General features: G+C 45.7%; 14 protein-coding genes and 1 rRNA gene. 7 read left to right on the top strand and 8 right to left on the bottom strand.

Translation table 11 applies throughout. The annotated features are described in order from the left end of the window. Positions 1 to 36: 36 nt before the first annotated feature. The 3 genes from AC06L3_RS06570 to AC06L3_RS06580 are packed head-to-tail and all read right to left on the bottom strand — an operon-like array spanning position 37 to position 3,161. The gene (locus AC06L3_RS06570) at positions 37 to 786 is read right to left on the bottom strand and encodes an FKBP-type peptidyl-prolyl cis-trans isomerase (protein ID WP_475669825.1); all 750 of its coding nucleotides are present in this window, start codon (positions 784 to 786) and stop codon (positions 37 to 39) included. 15 nt (positions 787 to 801) lie between these two features. Then, the gene (gene nhaA, locus AC06L3_RS06575) at positions 802 to 2,142 is read right to left on the bottom strand and encodes a Na+/H+ antiporter NhaA (protein ID WP_475669826.1); all 1,341 of its coding nucleotides are present in this window, start codon (positions 2,140 to 2,142) and stop codon (positions 802 to 804) included. Between the two features lie 50 nt (positions 2,143 to 2,192). Continuing rightward, entirely contained in the window at positions 2,193 to 3,161 is a 969-nt protein-coding gene (locus AC06L3_RS06580; RefSeq protein WP_475669827.1) for a KpsF/GutQ family sugar-phosphate isomerase, read from the bottom strand. Positions 3,162 to 3,251: 90 nt separating this feature from the next. On the opposite strand from AC06L3_RS06580, the gene recQ reads away from it, so the two are divergent. Continuing rightward, entirely contained in the window at positions 3,252 to 5,453 is a 2,202-nt protein-coding gene (gene recQ / locus AC06L3_RS06585) for a DNA helicase RecQ (RefSeq protein ID WP_475669828.1), read from the top strand. 16 nt (positions 5,454 to 5,469) lie between these two features. Here recQ and miaA read toward each other — a convergent pair whose 3' ends face one another. Together miaA and AC06L3_RS06595 are read right to left on the bottom strand one after the other, a co-directional pair. After that, entirely contained in the window at positions 5,470 to 6,330 is an 861-nt protein-coding gene (miaA, locus tag AC06L3_RS06590; protein ID WP_475669829.1) for a tRNA (adenosine(37)-N6)-dimethylallyltransferase MiaA, read from the bottom strand. Beyond that, positions 6,330 to 6,821 carry an IS1096 element passenger TnpR family protein gene (locus AC06L3_RS06595; protein WP_475669830.1) on the bottom strand — a complete coding sequence of 164 codons (492 nt, stop codon included), beginning with the start codon at positions 6,819 to 6,821 and terminating at the stop codon, positions 6,330 to 6,332. Before AC06L3_RS06595 ends, miaA begins: the two co-directional genes overlap by 1 nt. A gap of 81 nt (positions 6,822 to 6,902) precedes the next feature. Between AC06L3_RS06595 and AC06L3_RS06600 the strand changes: the two genes are divergently transcribed. Both AC06L3_RS06600 and pyrB read left to right on the top strand, forming a co-directional pair. Then, positions 6,903 to 7,517, top strand: a complete 615-nt coding sequence (locus AC06L3_RS06600) for an IMPACT family protein (protein WP_475669831.1) — start codon at positions 6,903 to 6,905, stop codon at positions 7,515 to 7,517. Between the two features lie 5 nt (positions 7,518 to 7,522). Then, complete coding sequence (pyrB, locus tag AC06L3_RS06605; RefSeq protein WP_475669832.1) at positions 7,523 to 8,431, top strand: aspartate carbamoyltransferase; 909 nt, start codon at positions 7,523 to 7,525, stop codon at positions 8,429 to 8,431. Between the two features lie 12 nt (positions 8,432 to 8,443). Here the strand turns inward: pyrB and AC06L3_RS06610 are convergent, their stop codons facing one another. Both AC06L3_RS06610 and AC06L3_RS06615 read right to left on the bottom strand, forming a co-directional pair. After that, positions 8,444 to 10,351, bottom strand: coding sequence for an outer membrane beta-barrel protein (locus AC06L3_RS06610; protein ID WP_475669833.1), 1,908 nt, complete (start codon positions 10,349 to 10,351; stop codon positions 8,444 to 8,446). A 12-nt stretch (positions 10,352 to 10,363) separates the two neighbouring features. Continuing rightward, positions 10,364 to 12,577 carry an alpha-N-acetylglucosaminidase gene (locus AC06L3_RS06615; protein WP_475669834.1) on the bottom strand — a complete coding sequence of 738 codons (2,214 nt, stop codon included), beginning with the start codon at positions 12,575 to 12,577 and terminating at the stop codon, positions 10,364 to 10,366. A 135-nt stretch (positions 12,578 to 12,712) separates the two neighbouring features. On the opposite strand from AC06L3_RS06615, the gene pyrI reads away from it, so the two are divergent. The 4 genes from pyrI (at position 12,713) to AC06L3_RS06635 (ending at position 16,589) form a co-directional block, all read left to right on the top strand. Continuing rightward, the gene (pyrI, locus tag AC06L3_RS06620; protein ID WP_475669835.1) at positions 12,713 to 13,189 is read left to right on the top strand and encodes an aspartate carbamoyltransferase regulatory subunit; all 477 of its coding nucleotides are present in this window, start codon (positions 12,713 to 12,715) and stop codon (positions 13,187 to 13,189) included. Positions 13,190 to 13,242: 53 nt separating this feature from the next. Beyond that, positions 13,243 to 14,328 (top strand): 3-phosphoserine/phosphohydroxythreonine transaminase, encoded by a 1,086-nt coding sequence (gene serC, locus AC06L3_RS06625; protein WP_475669836.1) that lies wholly within the window; start codon positions 13,243 to 13,245, stop codon positions 14,326 to 14,328. Between the two features lie 74 nt (positions 14,329 to 14,402). Further along, positions 14,403 to 15,326, top strand: coding sequence for an NAD(P)-dependent oxidoreductase (locus tag AC06L3_RS06630; protein ID WP_475669837.1), 924 nt, complete (start codon positions 14,403 to 14,405; stop codon positions 15,324 to 15,326). Between the two features lie 24 nt (positions 15,327 to 15,350). Continuing rightward, the gene (locus AC06L3_RS06635) at positions 15,351 to 16,589 is read left to right on the top strand and encodes a DUF1015 domain-containing protein (RefSeq protein ID WP_475669838.1); all 1,239 of its coding nucleotides are present in this window, start codon (positions 15,351 to 15,353) and stop codon (positions 16,587 to 16,589) included. Positions 16,590 to 16,774: 185 nt separating this feature from the next. On the opposite strand, the gene rrf is transcribed toward AC06L3_RS06635, so the two are convergent. Then, a 5S ribosomal RNA gene (rrf, locus tag AC06L3_RS06640) occupies positions 16,775 to 16,878 on the bottom strand; the annotation flags it as partial.

Below are 16,878 nucleotides of genomic sequence, written 5' to 3' on the forward strand. Positions count from 1 at the left end.
TGTCAGCAATTTTCTGTGTGTTATTTCGTATCAGGATTACTTAACGTCTTTTGTTTCAGCAACCCTTTTAACTTTTACAAGTTCAACATCAAAAATAAGTGTTGAGTAAGCAGGAAGTTCTGCGCTCATGGCCCTTGGACCGTAACCGAGTTTGAAAGGAACCCAGAGTTTGATCTTGCCGCCTTCACCTATAAGCTCCATACCTTCTCTCCAACCAGGAATCACTCTCTGAAGTGTGAACTCAACAGCCTCACCGTTGTTGTTCTTCTCCGTTGAATCGAATACCGATCCGTCAGGAAGTGTACCTGTATACAGAACGTTAACTGTATCAGCATCGGCAGGAATCATTTCTGAATTACCTGCTTCAATGATCTGATAGCAAAGGCCTGATTCTGTCTCCTGAATATCAGGGTTCTCTTTCTTGAGTTTCTCAAAGAATGCTTTCTCCTTGGTGGTCTCAAGCTGCTCCTTGGCAGACTGGCTGGCCATCATATAGTTCTGGATAGCCTGACCTATGACCGCATCATCAAGTTTGAGCTTGGATGTTGTATCTGCAGGATCAAGAGCGAAAAAATCCTTCATACCCTTGAGCATCATATCATAATTGATGCACTCTATGCCTGACTGTTTGATCATTGATGCCAATGATACACCTACGGAATAACTTGCTGTGTCACACTGACCCTGATTGATACCAGGAAGCAGTTCACATGAATTTTTGCTTGAGCAGGAAGCAAGAAGAAGAGCGCAACCCAATGCGAGCGCCAATACTTTAACGTTTTTCATTTTTTCAATCATTTATTATTTATTACTTATTCTTTTTCTACATGTAAGGCTGACCACCACCAAACCCACAACGGACACTACAACGGAAGTCAGGATGATAGCTATTTTACCCATATCTATTGCACTCTGGTCAGTGAATGCAAGCGAGTCTATGAATATTGACATTGTGAAGCCTATTCCTCCAATCATTCCAATAGCCCACAATTGCTTCCAGTTCGACCCCGCCGGCAGTTCCGCAATCCTGAGCAGGCATGCCAGCAGGCTGAAAATGAAAATTCCAACCGGCTTGCCAATGAACAGGCCGAAGAAAATACCGACTGCAACAGGCGGTATCGAATCAACCGCAGAGAAATTCAGCGCCACTCCGGAATTCACAAGAGCAAATACAGGCATTATGAAGAATGTGACCCAAGGGTGCAGAGCAGCTTCGAATGTATGCATAAGCGGTTCCACGTACCTGATTTCCGTACTCATGTTATGGATGACTTCCTGCTGGTGCGGATTTGCAAGAACATCTATTCCTCTCTGGCTGTTGAGCTTGAACTTATCCAGCAGATGCTTGATGCTTACCATGAACTGCACCTCATTGATTTTGGTGCTAGAAGGAATTGTAAGAGCCAGCAATACACCTGCGATGGTTGCATGAACGCCCGATTGAAGCACAAAGTACCAGAGGGCTACGCCGGGTATCACATAGAACAATATCCTGTTCACTTTCATCTTGTTGAAAATGAGAAGCAATATTACTACCAGCAATGCGTATCCAAGCATGTCAAAATGCAAGGCGTGGCTTGGATAGAATATTGCCAGAACCACTATGGAGCCAAGGTCATCAACTATCGCCAATGCTGTAAGGAAGACCTTGAGGCCAAGAGGAACACGGTTCCCGAGGAGGGAAAGAATGCCTATTGCAAATGCTATGTCGGTTGCCATAGGGATGCCCCATCCGTTGGAGGTAGGTGTTCCGTAATTGAAAATTGTGTATATCAGAGCGGGGAATACCATTCCGCCCAATGCAGCCAGAATGGGAAGTGCGGAATGCTTGAAACTCTTGAGTTCGCCTACCATCATCTCCCTCTTGATTTCCAGACCCACCACAAAGAAAAACACAGCCATAAGACCGTCGTTGACCCATTTCTCCAAGGACATGTCAAGCGAGAAACTCCCCAGATGTATGGAAGCGTTGGTTTCCAGCCAGAATCTTGTAAATCCATTGAGCGCATCCGTGTTAGCGCAGACAAGAGCTACTACGGCACAGAAAAGAAGTATTATTCCGCCTATCGCTTCATTATGAACAAAATGGCTGAAACTGCTGCGAATCTGCCTTCTTGTTATCTCAAACCTTGTGGTTGGCATAGAAAAAATCAATTTGATTACAATCTTGCAAAGATAAGAATTTTCCGCTTTTATACAATCCCTTCCCTCATTACATCGTGAACATGAATCAGGCCTGCATACTGGCCGTTATCAGTTACCACCACGGAAGTTATCTGGAACTTGTCCATAAGATTGAAGGCCTTCACGGCAAGTGCGGAAGCCTCGATTATCTTTGGAGAAACGGACATTATGTCAGAAGCCTTGAGCATGTCCATAGGAACGCCTCTCTCTATCATTCTTCTCACGTCGCCATCGGTTATGATTCCAAGAAGCCTGTCATCATCAAGAACAACGGTTGCGCCAAGTCTGTTCTGCGAAATGTTTATTATGGTGTTCTGAATGGATTCATCCGGTCTCACCCAAGGGCGGAGGCTCTTGTCCATTACATCCTCAACGGTAAGATACAGTTTCTTCCCTAGCGATCCGCCGGGATGGTATCTTGCGAAATCCTCCTGCGTGAACCCGCGCATCTTGAGAAGGCATACGGCCAGAGCGTCACCCATTACAAGCTGGGTTGTGGTGCTGGAAGTAGGTGCCAGATTGTTAGGGCATGCCTCCCTGTCAACGGTTGTAGGCAGAATGTAATCGGAATGCTGTGCAAGATATGAATCAACATTGGAGACCATTGCAATGAGCTTGTTGCCCATCCTCTTGATAAGAGGTGCAAGCACCTTGATTTCAGGCGTGTTGCCGCTTTTTGATATGCACATCACAATGTCGTCCGGCTGAACTATGCCCAGGTCTCCGTGAATTGCATCGGCGGCATGCAGGAATATGGCGGGAGTACCGGTGGAATTGAGCGTTGCCACTATCTTGTTGCCGATTATTGCGCTTTTTCCTATGCCCGCAATTATGAGCCTGCCCTTTGAATTGAATATAAGTTGCAGTATTTCAATGAAATGATCATCTACAAAGTCCTTCAATCTGGCCACCGCCTTCTCCTCTTTGTCTATTACACTGGTTGCCAGCTCTTTCAATGACTCTATTGAATTTTCCATAAAAAATTTTGTTTTGACTGAATAAACAAGTAATTTAGTGCTGCGAAGGTAACCATTTTCGGTGGCAGTATCAATATTACCTTACACAAAATGCACATATCATCTGAGGAATTACATAACAAGCTCAAGGAATTCTTCGGCTTTTCATCTTTCAAGAAGGGCCAGGAGGATATAATCCGCAATCTCATTGAAGGCAACAACACTTTCGTGCTCATGCCAACCGGAGGCGGCAAGTCCTTGTGCTACCAGCTTCCAGCTCTTGTAATGGAGGGGACTGCCATTGTCATATCTCCTCTGATTGCCTTGATGAAGAATCAGGTTGATGCCATAAGAGGTTTTGTGTCAGAGAAGGAGGGCATAGCGCACTTCCTTAATTCATCGCTGTCAAAAGCCCAGTTGCAGGAAGTTCATCAGGACCTGCTCAGCGGAGTCACCAAGCTGCTTTACGTAGCTCCCGAATCCCTTACAAAAGAAGAGAATGTCCTTCTGCTCCAGCAGATAAGAATTTCATTCTATGCAGTTGACGAGGCTCATTGCATTTCTGAATGGGGGCACGATTTCCGTCCGGAATACAGGAGGATCCAGCCTATTATCAAGCAGATAGGAAAAGCTCCTGTCATTGCGCTTACGGCAACCGCCACTCCAAAAGTCCAGCAGGACATACAGAAAAATCTCGGAATGCAGGATGCCAGAATATTCAAGGCATCCTTCAACCGCGAGAATCTGTATTATGAGATACGTCCTAAAGTCAACACAGAAAAGGAAATCATCAAATTCATAAGGAACAATGAGGGGAAATCAGGAATAATTTATTGCCTTAGCCGCAAGAAGGTTGAAGAATTGGCTGAGTTCCTGAATGTCAATGGTATAAAGGCCCTTCCATATCACGCAGGGCTTGACGCCGCCACAAGATCCAGAAACCAGGACATGTTCCTTATGGAGCAGATTGACGTGATTGTTGCAACAATCGCTTTCGGAATGGGCATAGACAAGCCGGATGTACGCTTTGTCATACATTACAATATTCCCAAGAGTCTTGAAGGATACTATCAGGAAACAGGACGCGCCGGAAGAGACGGTGGCGAGGGCCAGTGCATTGCATTCTACAGTTACAAGGACATTCAGAAGCTTGAGAAGTTTATGCAGGGCAAGCCTGTGGCGGAACAGGAAATAGGCCGACAGCTGTTGTATGACACCGTTTCATACGCCGAATCCAACCGTTGCCGCAGGAAAATACTTCTCAACTATTTCGGAGAGGACTATAATATTCAAAACTGCGGCTGCTGCGACAACTGTCTGCACCCTAAGAAGCAGTTCGAGGGATCCAAATATCTCTGCTACGTGATTGAACTTGTTCAGTCAATGAAGGAGCACTTCAAGTCTGAGCACCTTGCAAATATACTTGGTGGCGTTTCCAACTCACTGATCAAATCCTATAACCACCACAAGAACGAGTTCTTCGGTCTCATTCCGGGGAAGAACGAACGTTTCTGGCTGGCTGTAATCAGACAGGGCGTGCTTCTGCAGTTCCTGCACAAGGAGATTGAAACCTACGGTCTCATCCACGTGACCCCTAAAGGAGAGGAATATCTCAAGTATCCTTACCAGATAATGCTTACGGAAGACTCTGAATACAATGAGAGCGATGAGGACGACGAGGCTATCGCTGGTAGCGGAATAAAGCATACAGCCGGCGCTTCCGACGAAGTGCTGCTTGGAATGCTCAAGGACATAAGGCTTTCTATGGCAAAGAGGCTCAAGCTCCCTCCTTTCGTCATATTCTCGGATCCATCACTTATGGACATGGCCACAATGTACCCTATCACCATAGAAGAACTCAAGACCTGTCAGGGTGTGGGAGAAGGAAAGGCAAGGAAATTCGGAAGGGAGTTCCTGCAGCTGATAGCCAAATACGTTGATGAGAATGAAATAGAACGTCCCACGGAGTTCGTTGTGAAGACAGTTGCCAGCAAGGCAATGAACAAGGTGTTCATAATCCAGAACATAGACCGCCGCATTCCTCTGGAGGACATTGCCAGGATAAAGGACATGGAGATGGACACCCTTTACAGCGAGATTGAATCAATCGTGAACTCTGGCACGAAAGTGAACATCGATTATTACATAAGGCAGGTTGTGGACGAGGACAAGATAGCGGACATATACGATTATTTCAAGGAGGAAGCCCTTACGGATTCCGTGACCGATGCAATGAAAGCTCTTGGCCCGGACTATACCGAGGAGGAGGTCCGCCTTATCAGAATCAAGTTCCTTTCCGAACTGGGGAACTGATCCGCTTGCCTGACTTTCATAGATTAATCCAGTTGATTTCCCTGTCCCTGGCCCACCAGGTAATCTGTCTTTTGGCGTAATGTCTGGTATTGCGCTTTATCAGGGCTATTGCAGTGTCAAGGTCATGCTTCCCATCGAAGTAATCGAAGAACTCCCTGTAACCTACCGTTCTGAGCGCAGGCATGGAGCGCCATTTCTCCAAGGAACGTACTTCTTCCTCCAGGCCTGCCTGAACCATCATGTCCACCCTTCTGTCTATCCTCTCATACAGAAGTTCGCGCGGTCTTGACAGCCCGATCTTCTCTATTTCAAACGGCCTCTGCTTTTTCCTGTTGCTGCGCCACTGCGAATAAGGCTTTCCTGTCTGCAAAGTAACCTCAAGAGCTCTCACAACCCTCTGAGGGTTTGAAAGATCTATAAATTCACATGATTCTTCATCCACTTGCGACAGTTCATCAACAAGCGGCTGCAGGCCTTCGCTTTCCAGCCTGTGCATGAGCCTTCCCCTCAGTTCCTGATCTGCGGGAGGGAAATCATCAAGACCGTTGCAAAGGGCATCGATGTACAGGCCGCTACCGCCTGACATTATCAGATGACTATGAGTTTTGAAAAGTTCTTCGAGAAGTGCAAGGGCTTCGATTTCATATTTGCCGGCTGTGTAGTAATCCGCAACGGAATGTGAAAATATGAAGTAATGCTTCACGGCAGCAAGCTGCTCGCTGGAAGGAGGCGCAGTACCTATCTTCATCTCCTTGAAAATCTGTCTTGAATCACAGGATATTACCGGTGAAGAAGCACTGCGGGCCATTTCAATTGCCAGGTCCGTCTTGCCAACAGCCGTAGGGCCGAGGAGTATGGTGAGTTTGCCGCAGCCCATCAGGCTTCCTCTACACCTTCCGGCAGTTCCTCTTCTTCGTATAATTCATCTGATGCGGAAACATCATCAAGGAACTCATCAATTTCATCGGAATAAGTTTTTGAGAACTGCTGAGGATTCTGCCCTTTTTCCTCTATGAGCCTCGGATATGAGACGCGCATACGAGCTTCCGTTTCACCTTCGAAACTCAGCATTATTCCCCTGTTGTTCTTCAGGTTATATACCCATTCTATGGTCTGTTCCTCCTTTTCCAGCGTATCGGCAATGGAAACGGCGTCCATTGCCCCGTCTCCAAGATCGAAAAGACAGTATTCGCTCTTCACACGCCCCTTGGCATCATATCCGCGGAACATGACCATCTGGTCAGGAGAGAAGCCCATGTCATTCTGCAGAAAAATATTCAAATCATACAGGGAAATATCTTCGGTCAGCTCATACCGGCGCAAAAAAGTTTTACTCCCCACAATAGAACCCTTATAAACAAGTACCATAGTTCAGCATATTTTGTCAAGCAAACTTACACAAAAACTTTTGATTTTACTATTACAAAAATTAAGTTTGCAATCTATTATATGGAAATAACCGACAAATACAAAAGCATAGCTTCTCCATCCAGAGGCCTGTATAAAGATAATGGAAGCAAATTCCTTGCTTTTGCATTTCCCGTGAGTTCGGTAGAGCAGGCCATGGAGCATGTCCAAAGCCTTAAAACAGAATATTTTGATGCAAGACACCACTGCTATGCCTACAGGATAGGGCATACAGGCGAAATGTGGCGCGCCAATGATGACGGTGAGCCTTCCTCATCCGCCGGAAAGCCTATCCTCAACCAGATTCTTTCCGCCGGTCTGAGCGACATACTGATAGTTGTGGTCCGTTACTTCGGAGGCATAAAGCTGGGAATACCGGGGCTGATAAGGGCGTATAAAACCTCAAGTGCGGAAGCTATTCAAACAGCTCTGATTGTTGAAAAAACCGCCTGTCAGGAAATGCAGATAGATTTTGACTATACAGATATGAACGAGGTCATGAAGATTCTCAAAAGTTTCAATCTGGCACCGGTTTCCCAGCAGTTCAATCTGCAGTGCTCGCTGAAAGTAGATGTTCCCCTGTCACAGGTGCAAAAATTGGAAGAAACGTTCAGTCTGAACTATAATTTATTATCTTTGTCAATCAGAAAAACATAAGCAATATGCCTAAAAGTCTGATTTCAATCCACGATTTTTCCAAGGATGAGATTCTTCATATCCTTGACATTGCAGCCGATTTCGAAAAGAATCCCAATCAGCCCATACTGCAGGGCAAAGTCATTGCAACTCTTTTCTTCGAGCCTTCAACCAGGACAAGGCTCAGTTTTGAGACAGCTTCAAACCGTTTGGGAGCCAGAGTAATCGGCTTTTCAGATGCAGGAAACACAAGTGTGAGCAAGGGTGAAAGCCTCAAGGACACAATAAAGATGGTTTCCAACTATGTTGATCTCATTGTTATCAGACATCCTCTTGAGGGAAGTTCACGTTATGCCTCCGAAGTTGCAAGTGTCCCTGTGATAAATGCAGGAGACGGTGCCAACCAGCATCCTTCACAGACTCTGCTTGACCTCTATTCAATACGCAAAACACAAGGAAGGCTGGACAACATAAACATAGATATGGTGGGTGACCTCAAATACGGAAGAACCGTGCACTCTCTTCTACAGGCTCTTTCATTGTTTGAATCGCCAAAGTTCACATTCACTGCGCCAAAGGAACTTTCAATGCCCGATGAGTACAAGGAGTTCCTCAAATCCAAAGGCATCCCGTTCAAGGAAACCACAGAACTTATGGACGGCCTGAACCAGTCCGACATACTCTATATGACAAGAGTGCAGCAGGAAAGATTCACAGACCCTATGGAGTATGAGAAGGTGAAGAACTGCTACTCGCTCACAGCATCAATGCTCGGAGGGGCAAAGGAGAACATGAAAATCCTCCACCCTCTTCCAAGAATCAATGAAATAGCGCAGGATGTTGATGAAACTCCGTTCGCCTACTATTTCAAACAGGCTAAGAACGGAATGTACGTAAGAATGGCTATCATATCCTACCTGCTCGGCTTCAGATAAGATTGGAATCCGCTAGAATTCATACGTAAATCCCAGAGCCACATGCCTATTGTACAGGTGATAACCTGTATTCATGACATGATTTTCACCACTGACAGTCTTATCCCAGGTCTTGTATCCGAATATATCCGCCATTTCTGCGAACAATGACCACTGGCCGAATGTCTTGTTCAGGTTCATGCTCATGAAGAAGCAATCGCCCTCCGTTGAATTCAAGGTTTTCACCCTGCTGTTGTAAATCATTCTTGAGCTCAGTGACCACTGATGCCTGAATTTGAACACAGGGGACAATGACAGGTTGAAATATCTGTATCTGGCCTTCGAATCATCAAACCCTTGCTCACGGCTTCTGAAAAAGTTTCCGGTAAAGGTGCATGAAAAAATATCATACTTGTATATCAGATTGAAATCAGCAAACAACGTTCTCTTTATATTGCTGTTGATAAAAGTCACGTATGGAATCAAACGGGGGTCTCTTCTCACAGTTATCGTTTCTATTCCGTCGTGTGTATAATAATATCCCAGACCAAATGCGAATATGAACGAACTTGAACCTTGTATCCAGTCATGAATGTACTTTACGGCAGCTGTATATATGGAGGACGGCCTCAGGTCTGGGTTTCCGAAGTGCCAGGAACCATCCAGAGGGTTATTAATCAATGAAGGGTCAAGCATGCTTTCCGAAGGCCTGGTAATATTCCTTGTTCCAATGAATCTCAAGGCATGATGGTCAAGCATCTGCCATACCATATTGAGGTTGAAAGTCCAGTCATTGCGCGCACTCAAATACTTGTAGTGCTGGTACCTGGCACCGGCATTTATGGCCCAGGCAGCATGCTTGTACTTCAAATTGAGATATGGTGATGCATACACCGAACTGTTTTTCTGAGCATACACCTTGTCCGCACTGCCTGTATAGTTCAAGCCGCTTTCCATGATAAGGCTGTAACTGCCTCTGAGCAACGGCAGTTTGTACTGCATCTCAGCCTGAAAGTTTTTCGGATATATGGTCTGTTCCCTGTCCTGATTCCTGATATCCTTCATGCGCGAATAATCGTAATCGCAAGCCAGCTTTATCCTGTGATCCTTGCCAAAGAAATGCTCGAACTGTGCAGCTGCTCTGAGGGTGAACATTCTGGTCCTTATCTTGTCTTCTGATTCAGAATACTCATTGAGTGTCCAGCCTTCCCCCATTTCAGCAGTCTTGTCAAGAATCCGGTGCTGATTGACATGTGTTGTAGTTTCATTTCTGTCGGTCACTTCACTTAACCAGAATTTAAAAACATTATCACCGCTTGGAGAAGTATAAACCAGATCCACTTTCGCAGCTTGATCCCAATAATTATTCCTCACCCATTTTTTGCTGACAACTTCACTTAAGACATCCTGTTCATTTATCTCATAGTCCTTTTTTACGTTGTAGTATTCAAAGTTGAACTTGCTGCGTATCAGCAGACCGCTACGTTTGTAATCCAGATTCAATGCAGGCATGATATTGACTGAGGTGAAAGTGAACAGTGAAGCCGAACCAGAAAGGCCATCTTCATCAGGCTTGTTCAAAACCAGATTAATAACTCCTCCCTGACCATTCTTCTGCTGTGTCACTGATGGTGAGGATGAAATCTCTATCGTTTCAATTTCACTGAGTTTTGTGGCAACAAGTATCTCATCATTGGCCGAGTTGATGGTCTTGTCATTAAGCTGTATCTCATATCGGTCAATGGCGCTCTCCGCATTCTTGATAAGTATGCTCGGATACATCAGGAGCAGATCCTTGACCGAAAGATTACCAGGAAGAGCCAGCTTCTTTATATAGATGACTTCCTTGTCCGGAAGCACCTCAAGAGCATAATCCTGCGCATTTGCATTTTGAAATGCGAATACTGGACATAGCAGAATCAATAACAGGAAGCGTTTCATGACAATGATTTTTTATTTGCAATATTTGTTGTAGATTTCTTGAACAATGGTCTTGCTTTCACCTGCAGGACTGGCGTTGAATGTACCTATGAACTCATTCCACCACTTCCTTTCATAAGCGGTGCATTCTGAATTGAAGTCGGAGTACGCGGCATCGTCCCAGGATTTCCCCTCATCCATCACCTTGTTTATGTACCTGAAGAACATCTCCCATCGAGGCATATAGTATGTGAGTGAAAGGCCATTCCAGGTTCTGGAAGCATAGTCATTCAGTAGCATGTCGGCATCGCTCCATGATGTGAGCAGGTTCCTGGCATTTCTCTCGAAATAATCCTTTTCGGCATCGTCAGTGCCCCAGCTGCGTGCATCGTCAATCCATTTGCCAAGGAGGAAATAGTTCTGAGTTGCCAGCACTTTGTCTGCATCCTTCATTATCTCCAGCATCTGAGGCTGAAGCCTGCGCATCGTAGCGCTGTCTCCGGTCATATATGCCGTATCATGCTGGATTTTCAACTCTCCGAACTTATTGGCAAGCATCTGGCGGGTAAGATTGGTGAGATCGAAATTGTATGCATTCCCGCGGCCGTCAACCTCAAGCAGCTTACCGATTATGTTTTCAAGATGACTGTTGTCATACTTGAGTCTTGCGTTTGTATAATAAGCCTTGGACTTCTTGATATTAGGTCTTTGGTTTATATAACAAGCCTGTCCGGGTGAGGAGAAGTCAACGTAAACGCTGTCTATGATTTCAGTCCAGGCCTCCTGAGCCAATGGATCAACAACGCCTGCTCTTCTGTTTGCCAGAGCCTTGGTCCAGGCTGGAATATCCTTTGTCAAAGGCATGTCCCAGGCTTTTTCCAGAACATATTCATAAACATAAGGATTGCAGTCAAAACCCTCGAGTGTTGAGCCAATACCCCTGAAATTGGAGCCACCGTTAACGAATGTGTTTTCAATTCTGCTGTCAATCTCACGCATCTGCCCAACCAGATTGGTATTGCCGCCGAAATTGCCAAGATAGCACCAGATATATGGAACGCCGTAGAATGATTCTGTTCTCTGCCAGACCTCCATCTTCTCACAATAATAGTCAAGAAGCAGCTGATTGTCAGCAGGGAACGAAGTGAGATAAGCCTCCACCCTGTCATTGGTCCAGTATTTGCGCTCGTTGTAGAACAGCCATCCCATCTGGAGCCACACCGCATCTTCATCCGCATCCTTCAAGGACTCGTACACCTGACGGCTCACTCTTCCAAGATAATCAGGCTCCCAGCTTGGTGGCATGAGCTCGTTGAAAAGGTCCAGACCATAAACATGGTCGGTTCCGTATATTTCGGTTTCCTTCTCTATGAACTTCTTCTGAATCTCTGTATAAAGTTCGCTCATAGGATCGAGGAACGTGCAGGCATATTCCGCAGTGTATCCGGCCCATGGCTCAAGTTCTGTCATAGGAGCATCAGGATAAATCTCCTTCAACTCCCTTGGAACATGCCCCGCAAAAGCAGGAAGCACCGGTTTCATGTTCAGTTCCCTTTCACGTTCGGTTATCTGCTTCTGCAGCTCAAGCTGTGCATCAAGCCAGCTCTGAGGGAGCGGGCCTCCCCAGCGGTCAATATTCTGCATCCTGTGCCAAGGCAGATGCGCTGGTCCTGTGAAGTATGACCGCACCTGCTCGTCGCTCAGGCCCATCTCCATCCATATCTGATACCAGATGGACTCCTGGCCGGTGATAGCCAGAGGCAGATTCACTCCGTTCATTGCCATCCAGTCAATGAAATGCTCCCAGTCGGACCATCTCCACCAAGGCATCGTATATCCGTATGTACAATAATTCAGGAAGAATCTGTCGGCAACACGCGCCTTTATGGTAACAGGCTCATCAACATCCGGCCATCTTTCAGGAAGAACAGGATCATCGCCTGCCAGCCAGCCGTATTCCGCATTGCAATAATATTTCAGATAATAGTTCAGTCCTACAGCCATAGAATTGGCGTTATTGGCCACAATCTCCACTTTCCGGCCCTTCTGCCGTAGGGTGAAGGAATCACAAGTCTCTATTGAATCAGAACAGAGGGTGAACTTGAAATGAGAGGCGGCCTTTTCTCCAAGAACTCTCACAGCCAGTTCCTGAGCGGCCCGTTCCTGAGGATTGTCACTCAAGTCATTTTCATTGCAAGAGACAAGGACACATGCGGCCAAAGCCAGAAACAGCAGTATTTTTTTCATACGAATAAGAATTACGATTACTTTACTGTACAAAGATAACAAACTCTGCTGTTTCCGTATCATTCGCTTTCAAATCTATTGTAACAAATCCCAAAAAAAAGAGTATCTTTACAAATTATTATATTTTTCAGTAAAATGGAGCAAAAAGGGAAAGAATTAAAGGTTAGCGCCATTGAGAACGGCACCGTACTTGACCATATTCCGGCAACACAGCTTTTCAAGGTAATAAACATACTTGATCTGAGTCATTGCCAGCATCCTATTACTTTCGGAACCAACCTGGACAGCAAACTTCTTGGCAAGAAAGCAATCATAAAGATTTCAGGAAAATACTTCAAGGATGAAGAATTGAACAGGATAGCCCTTGTGGCACCGCTCGCGAACGCAAACATAATAAAGGATTACGAAGTAGTGGAGAAAAAGAGGACAACCGTTCCTGACAGAATCGAAGGCATTGCCAGATGCTCCAATCCGAAATGCGTCACAAACCATCAGCCCATCAAGAGCATATTCACAACAATAAGGCAGAACAACGGCTCAATCAAACTTCACTGCCACTACTGCGAAAAGGACACTCCTATTGAGAACGTGGAGGTGATTTCCGTTCTGTAAGACAAAAAAGCAAACATTTATAATAACTAATATAAACTTAACAAACATACAAAATGAAGAAAGCTTATAACTTCAACGCAGGTCCATGTGTACTCCCTAAAGAGGCCATCGAGTCTGCAATTGCGGCTATCCGCGATTTTGACAACACCGGAATTGGTATTCTTGAGATTTCACACAGAACTCCAGGTTGGGAGAGAATCATGGCTGAGACAGAGCAGCTTTGGAGAGACCTCCTCAACATCCCTGAAGAATATGCAATCATGTTCCTTGGCGGCGGTGCTTCAACACAGTTCTTTACAGTAGCTGCAAACCTTCTCAACAAGAAAGCTGCTTACCTCCAGACTGGCGTTTGGGCAAAGAAAGCCATCAAGGAGGCAAAGAACTTCGGTGAGGTTACAGTTGTTGCTTCATCCGAGGACAAGACTTATTCCTACATTCCAAAAGGATATACAATTCCTACAGACGTTGATTACTTCCACATCACAACCAACAACACCATTTACGGAACAGAGATCAAGGAAGATATCGACTGCCCTGTAACATTGGTAGCCGACATGTCTTCAGATATCATGAGCCGTCCTGTTGACGTAAAGAAATACGGTATGATTTACGGTGGTGCCCAGAAGAACGTTGGTCCTGCAGGCGTTACTTTCGTTATCGTAAGAAAGGACATTCTCGGAAAGGTTGAGCGCGTTCTCCCTACAATGGTTGATTACAGAACCCATTATCCAGAGGAAGCAAAGAACCACTCAATGTTCAACACCCCTCCTGTATTCTCAATCTTCGTAATGCACGAGACACTCAAATGGCTCAAAGGCCTTGGTGGAGTTGAAGCAATCAACAAGATCAACAAAAAGAAAGCCGAGATGCTTTACAACGAGATTGACCGCAACTCTATGTTCGTTGGCACAGCTGCAAAGGAGGACCGCTCAATCATGAACGTATGCTTTGTAATGGCTCCTGGCAAGGAGGCTCTGCAGGATGAATTCATGGCATTCGCAAAGGAGCGCGGAATGGTTGGCATCAAGGGCCACCGCTCAGTTGGCGGTTTCAGAGCATCCATCTACAACGCCTGCCCTGTAGAGGCTGTTGAGGCTCTCATAGCTACAATGAAGGAATTCGAAGAACTCCATAAATAATTCAAATAACACTGCACCTCGATAGTTGATGAAACTATCGGGGTGTATAATTATAAATCCTAAAAAACATAAAGATGAAAGTTCTTATAGCTACAGAAAAACCTTTCTCAAAAGTTGCTGTAGAAGGAATACAGAAAATAGTTGAAGGTGCAGGCCACGAGTTTGCAAGACTTGAAAAATACACTTCCGCTGACCAGCTTCTGGCAGCCGTTGCAGATGCAGACGCCCTGATAGTACGTTCAGACAAAGTCACCAGGGATGTTGTTGCCGCTGCAAAGAACCTCAAGATAGTTGTAAGGGCAGGTGCAGGCTTCGACAATCTTGACCTTGCTGCCCTCTCAGAGCGCAAAATCGTTGCCATGAACACTCCTGGCCAGAACTCAAACGCAGTTGCCGAACTGGCCATCTGCCTTATGATCTACATTTCAAGGAACCAGCTCACACCGGGAACAGGCTCCGAACTCAAGGGCAAGACTCTCGGTATCCAGGCATACGGAAACGTTGGACGTCTGGTAGCCAACCACGCTAAGGGATTCGGAATGAACATCATGGCTTACGATCCATTCGTTCCTGCAGAGGCAATGGAGAAGGAAGGTGTAACAGTTGCAAAGACTCTTGAAGATCTCTACGCCAACTCCAACTTCGTTTCACTCCACATTCCTGCAACAGAGCAGACCAAGGGTTCAATCGGTTACAATCTCGTTTCAAGGATGCCTAAAGGTGGATGCCTTGTTAACACAGCCCGCAAGGAAGTTATCAACGAGCCTGAACTCTTGAAGGTTCTGGAAGAGAGGGAAGACCTCAAATACATTGCCGACGTAGCTCCTGCATGCATTGACGAGCTCAAGGCCAAATTCGGCAACAGAGTATTTGCAACACCTAAGAAGATGGGTGCGGAGACTGCAGAGGCTAACGTTAATGCAGGTCTTGCAGCTGCAAACCAGATTGTGAAATTCTTCACCGAGGGTTGCACAAAATTCCAGGTAAACAAATTCTAATAACACTCCATAATAGAAATAACAATGGTAAGAGTAAAACCATTTGCAGCCATAAGACCTCCGAAAGAGATAGCAAGCGAGGTTGCTTCACGTCCTTACGATGTGCTCAACTCAGTTGAGGCAAAGGCTGAGGCAGGTGAGAAATCACTTCTTCACATCATCAAGGCCGAAATAGATTTTGACCCTATTGCAGAGGAACATTCACAGCCGGTTTACGACAAAGCTGTTGAGAACTTCAAGGAGTGGCAGAAGAAAGGATGGCTTGTTCAGGACAAGAAAGAGAACTACTACGTATATGCTCAGACTATGGATGGCCGCACACAGTACGGTCTTGTTGTAGCAGCAAACGTAGAGGACTATATGACAGGTGCCATCAAGAAGCACGAGCTCACCAGAAAAGAGAAGGAAGACGACCGTATGATTCACGTACGCAACCAGAACGCCAACCTTGAGCCTGTATTCTTTGCATATCCCGACAACGAAGAGATCAACGCAATAGTTGCCAATGTGATCAAAGGTGCTCCAGAGTATGATTATACAGCCGAAGACGGATTCGGTCACCATTTCTGGGTAATAGATAACGAGGAAACCATCAAGCGCATCACAGAGATTTTCGCCACTATCCCTGCGTTCTATGTAGCCGACGGTCACCATCGTACAGCTGCCGCAGCACGCGTAGGTCTTGAGAAGAAAGAGAACAACCCTAACCATACAGGAAATGAAGAATACAACTTCTTCCTGGCAGTTGTTTTCCCTGAAAGCCACCTCAAGGTAATTGACTACAACCGCGTGATCAAGGACCTTAACGGTATGGGCAAGGAGCAGTTCATAGAGGCTCTGTCAAAGGACTTCATCGTAGAGAAGAAAGGAACCGATATTTATAAACCAACATCTCTCCACAACTTCTCAATGTACATCGATGGCAATTGGTACAGCCTCCAGGCAAAAGAAGGAACCTACAACGATTCAGACCCTATCGGCGTTCTTGATGTAACAGTTCTTTCCAACCTCGTGTTTGACAAGCTTCTTGACATCAAGGACCTCAGAACCTCACACAGAATTGACTTCGTAGGAGGTATCAGAGGACTCGGCGAACTCAAGAAGAGAGTTGATTCAGGCGAAATGGTAGCAGCATTCGCACTGTATCCAGTATCAATGAAACAGATCATTGATATAGCAGATACAGGCAACATCATGCCACCAAAGACCACATGGTTCGAGCCTAAGCTCCGCAGCGGACTTGCAATCCACAAACTCGCATAAAGCTTCACAAAACCTGACATATCAAAGAGGGTGACTAAGTCACTCTCTTTTTTTTGTTAAATACCTGATAGCCATACTTGAACAATCGAAAGTAGCGGAATTCTCCTTGCGCAGCGCGAGGCCCCGCTTGCAGACATATCCGAGTGCAAAAAAAAGGAGCCCGGAATTTCTTCTGAGCTCCTGAAAGCTGGCAACTACCTACTCTTCCACATCGGATGCAGTACCATCGGCACAAGCGGGCTTAACTTCTCTGTTCGGAATGGGAAGAGGTGGATCCCCGCCGTTCTTG

This window comes from Candidatus Egerieousia sp., assembly GCF_056211015.1.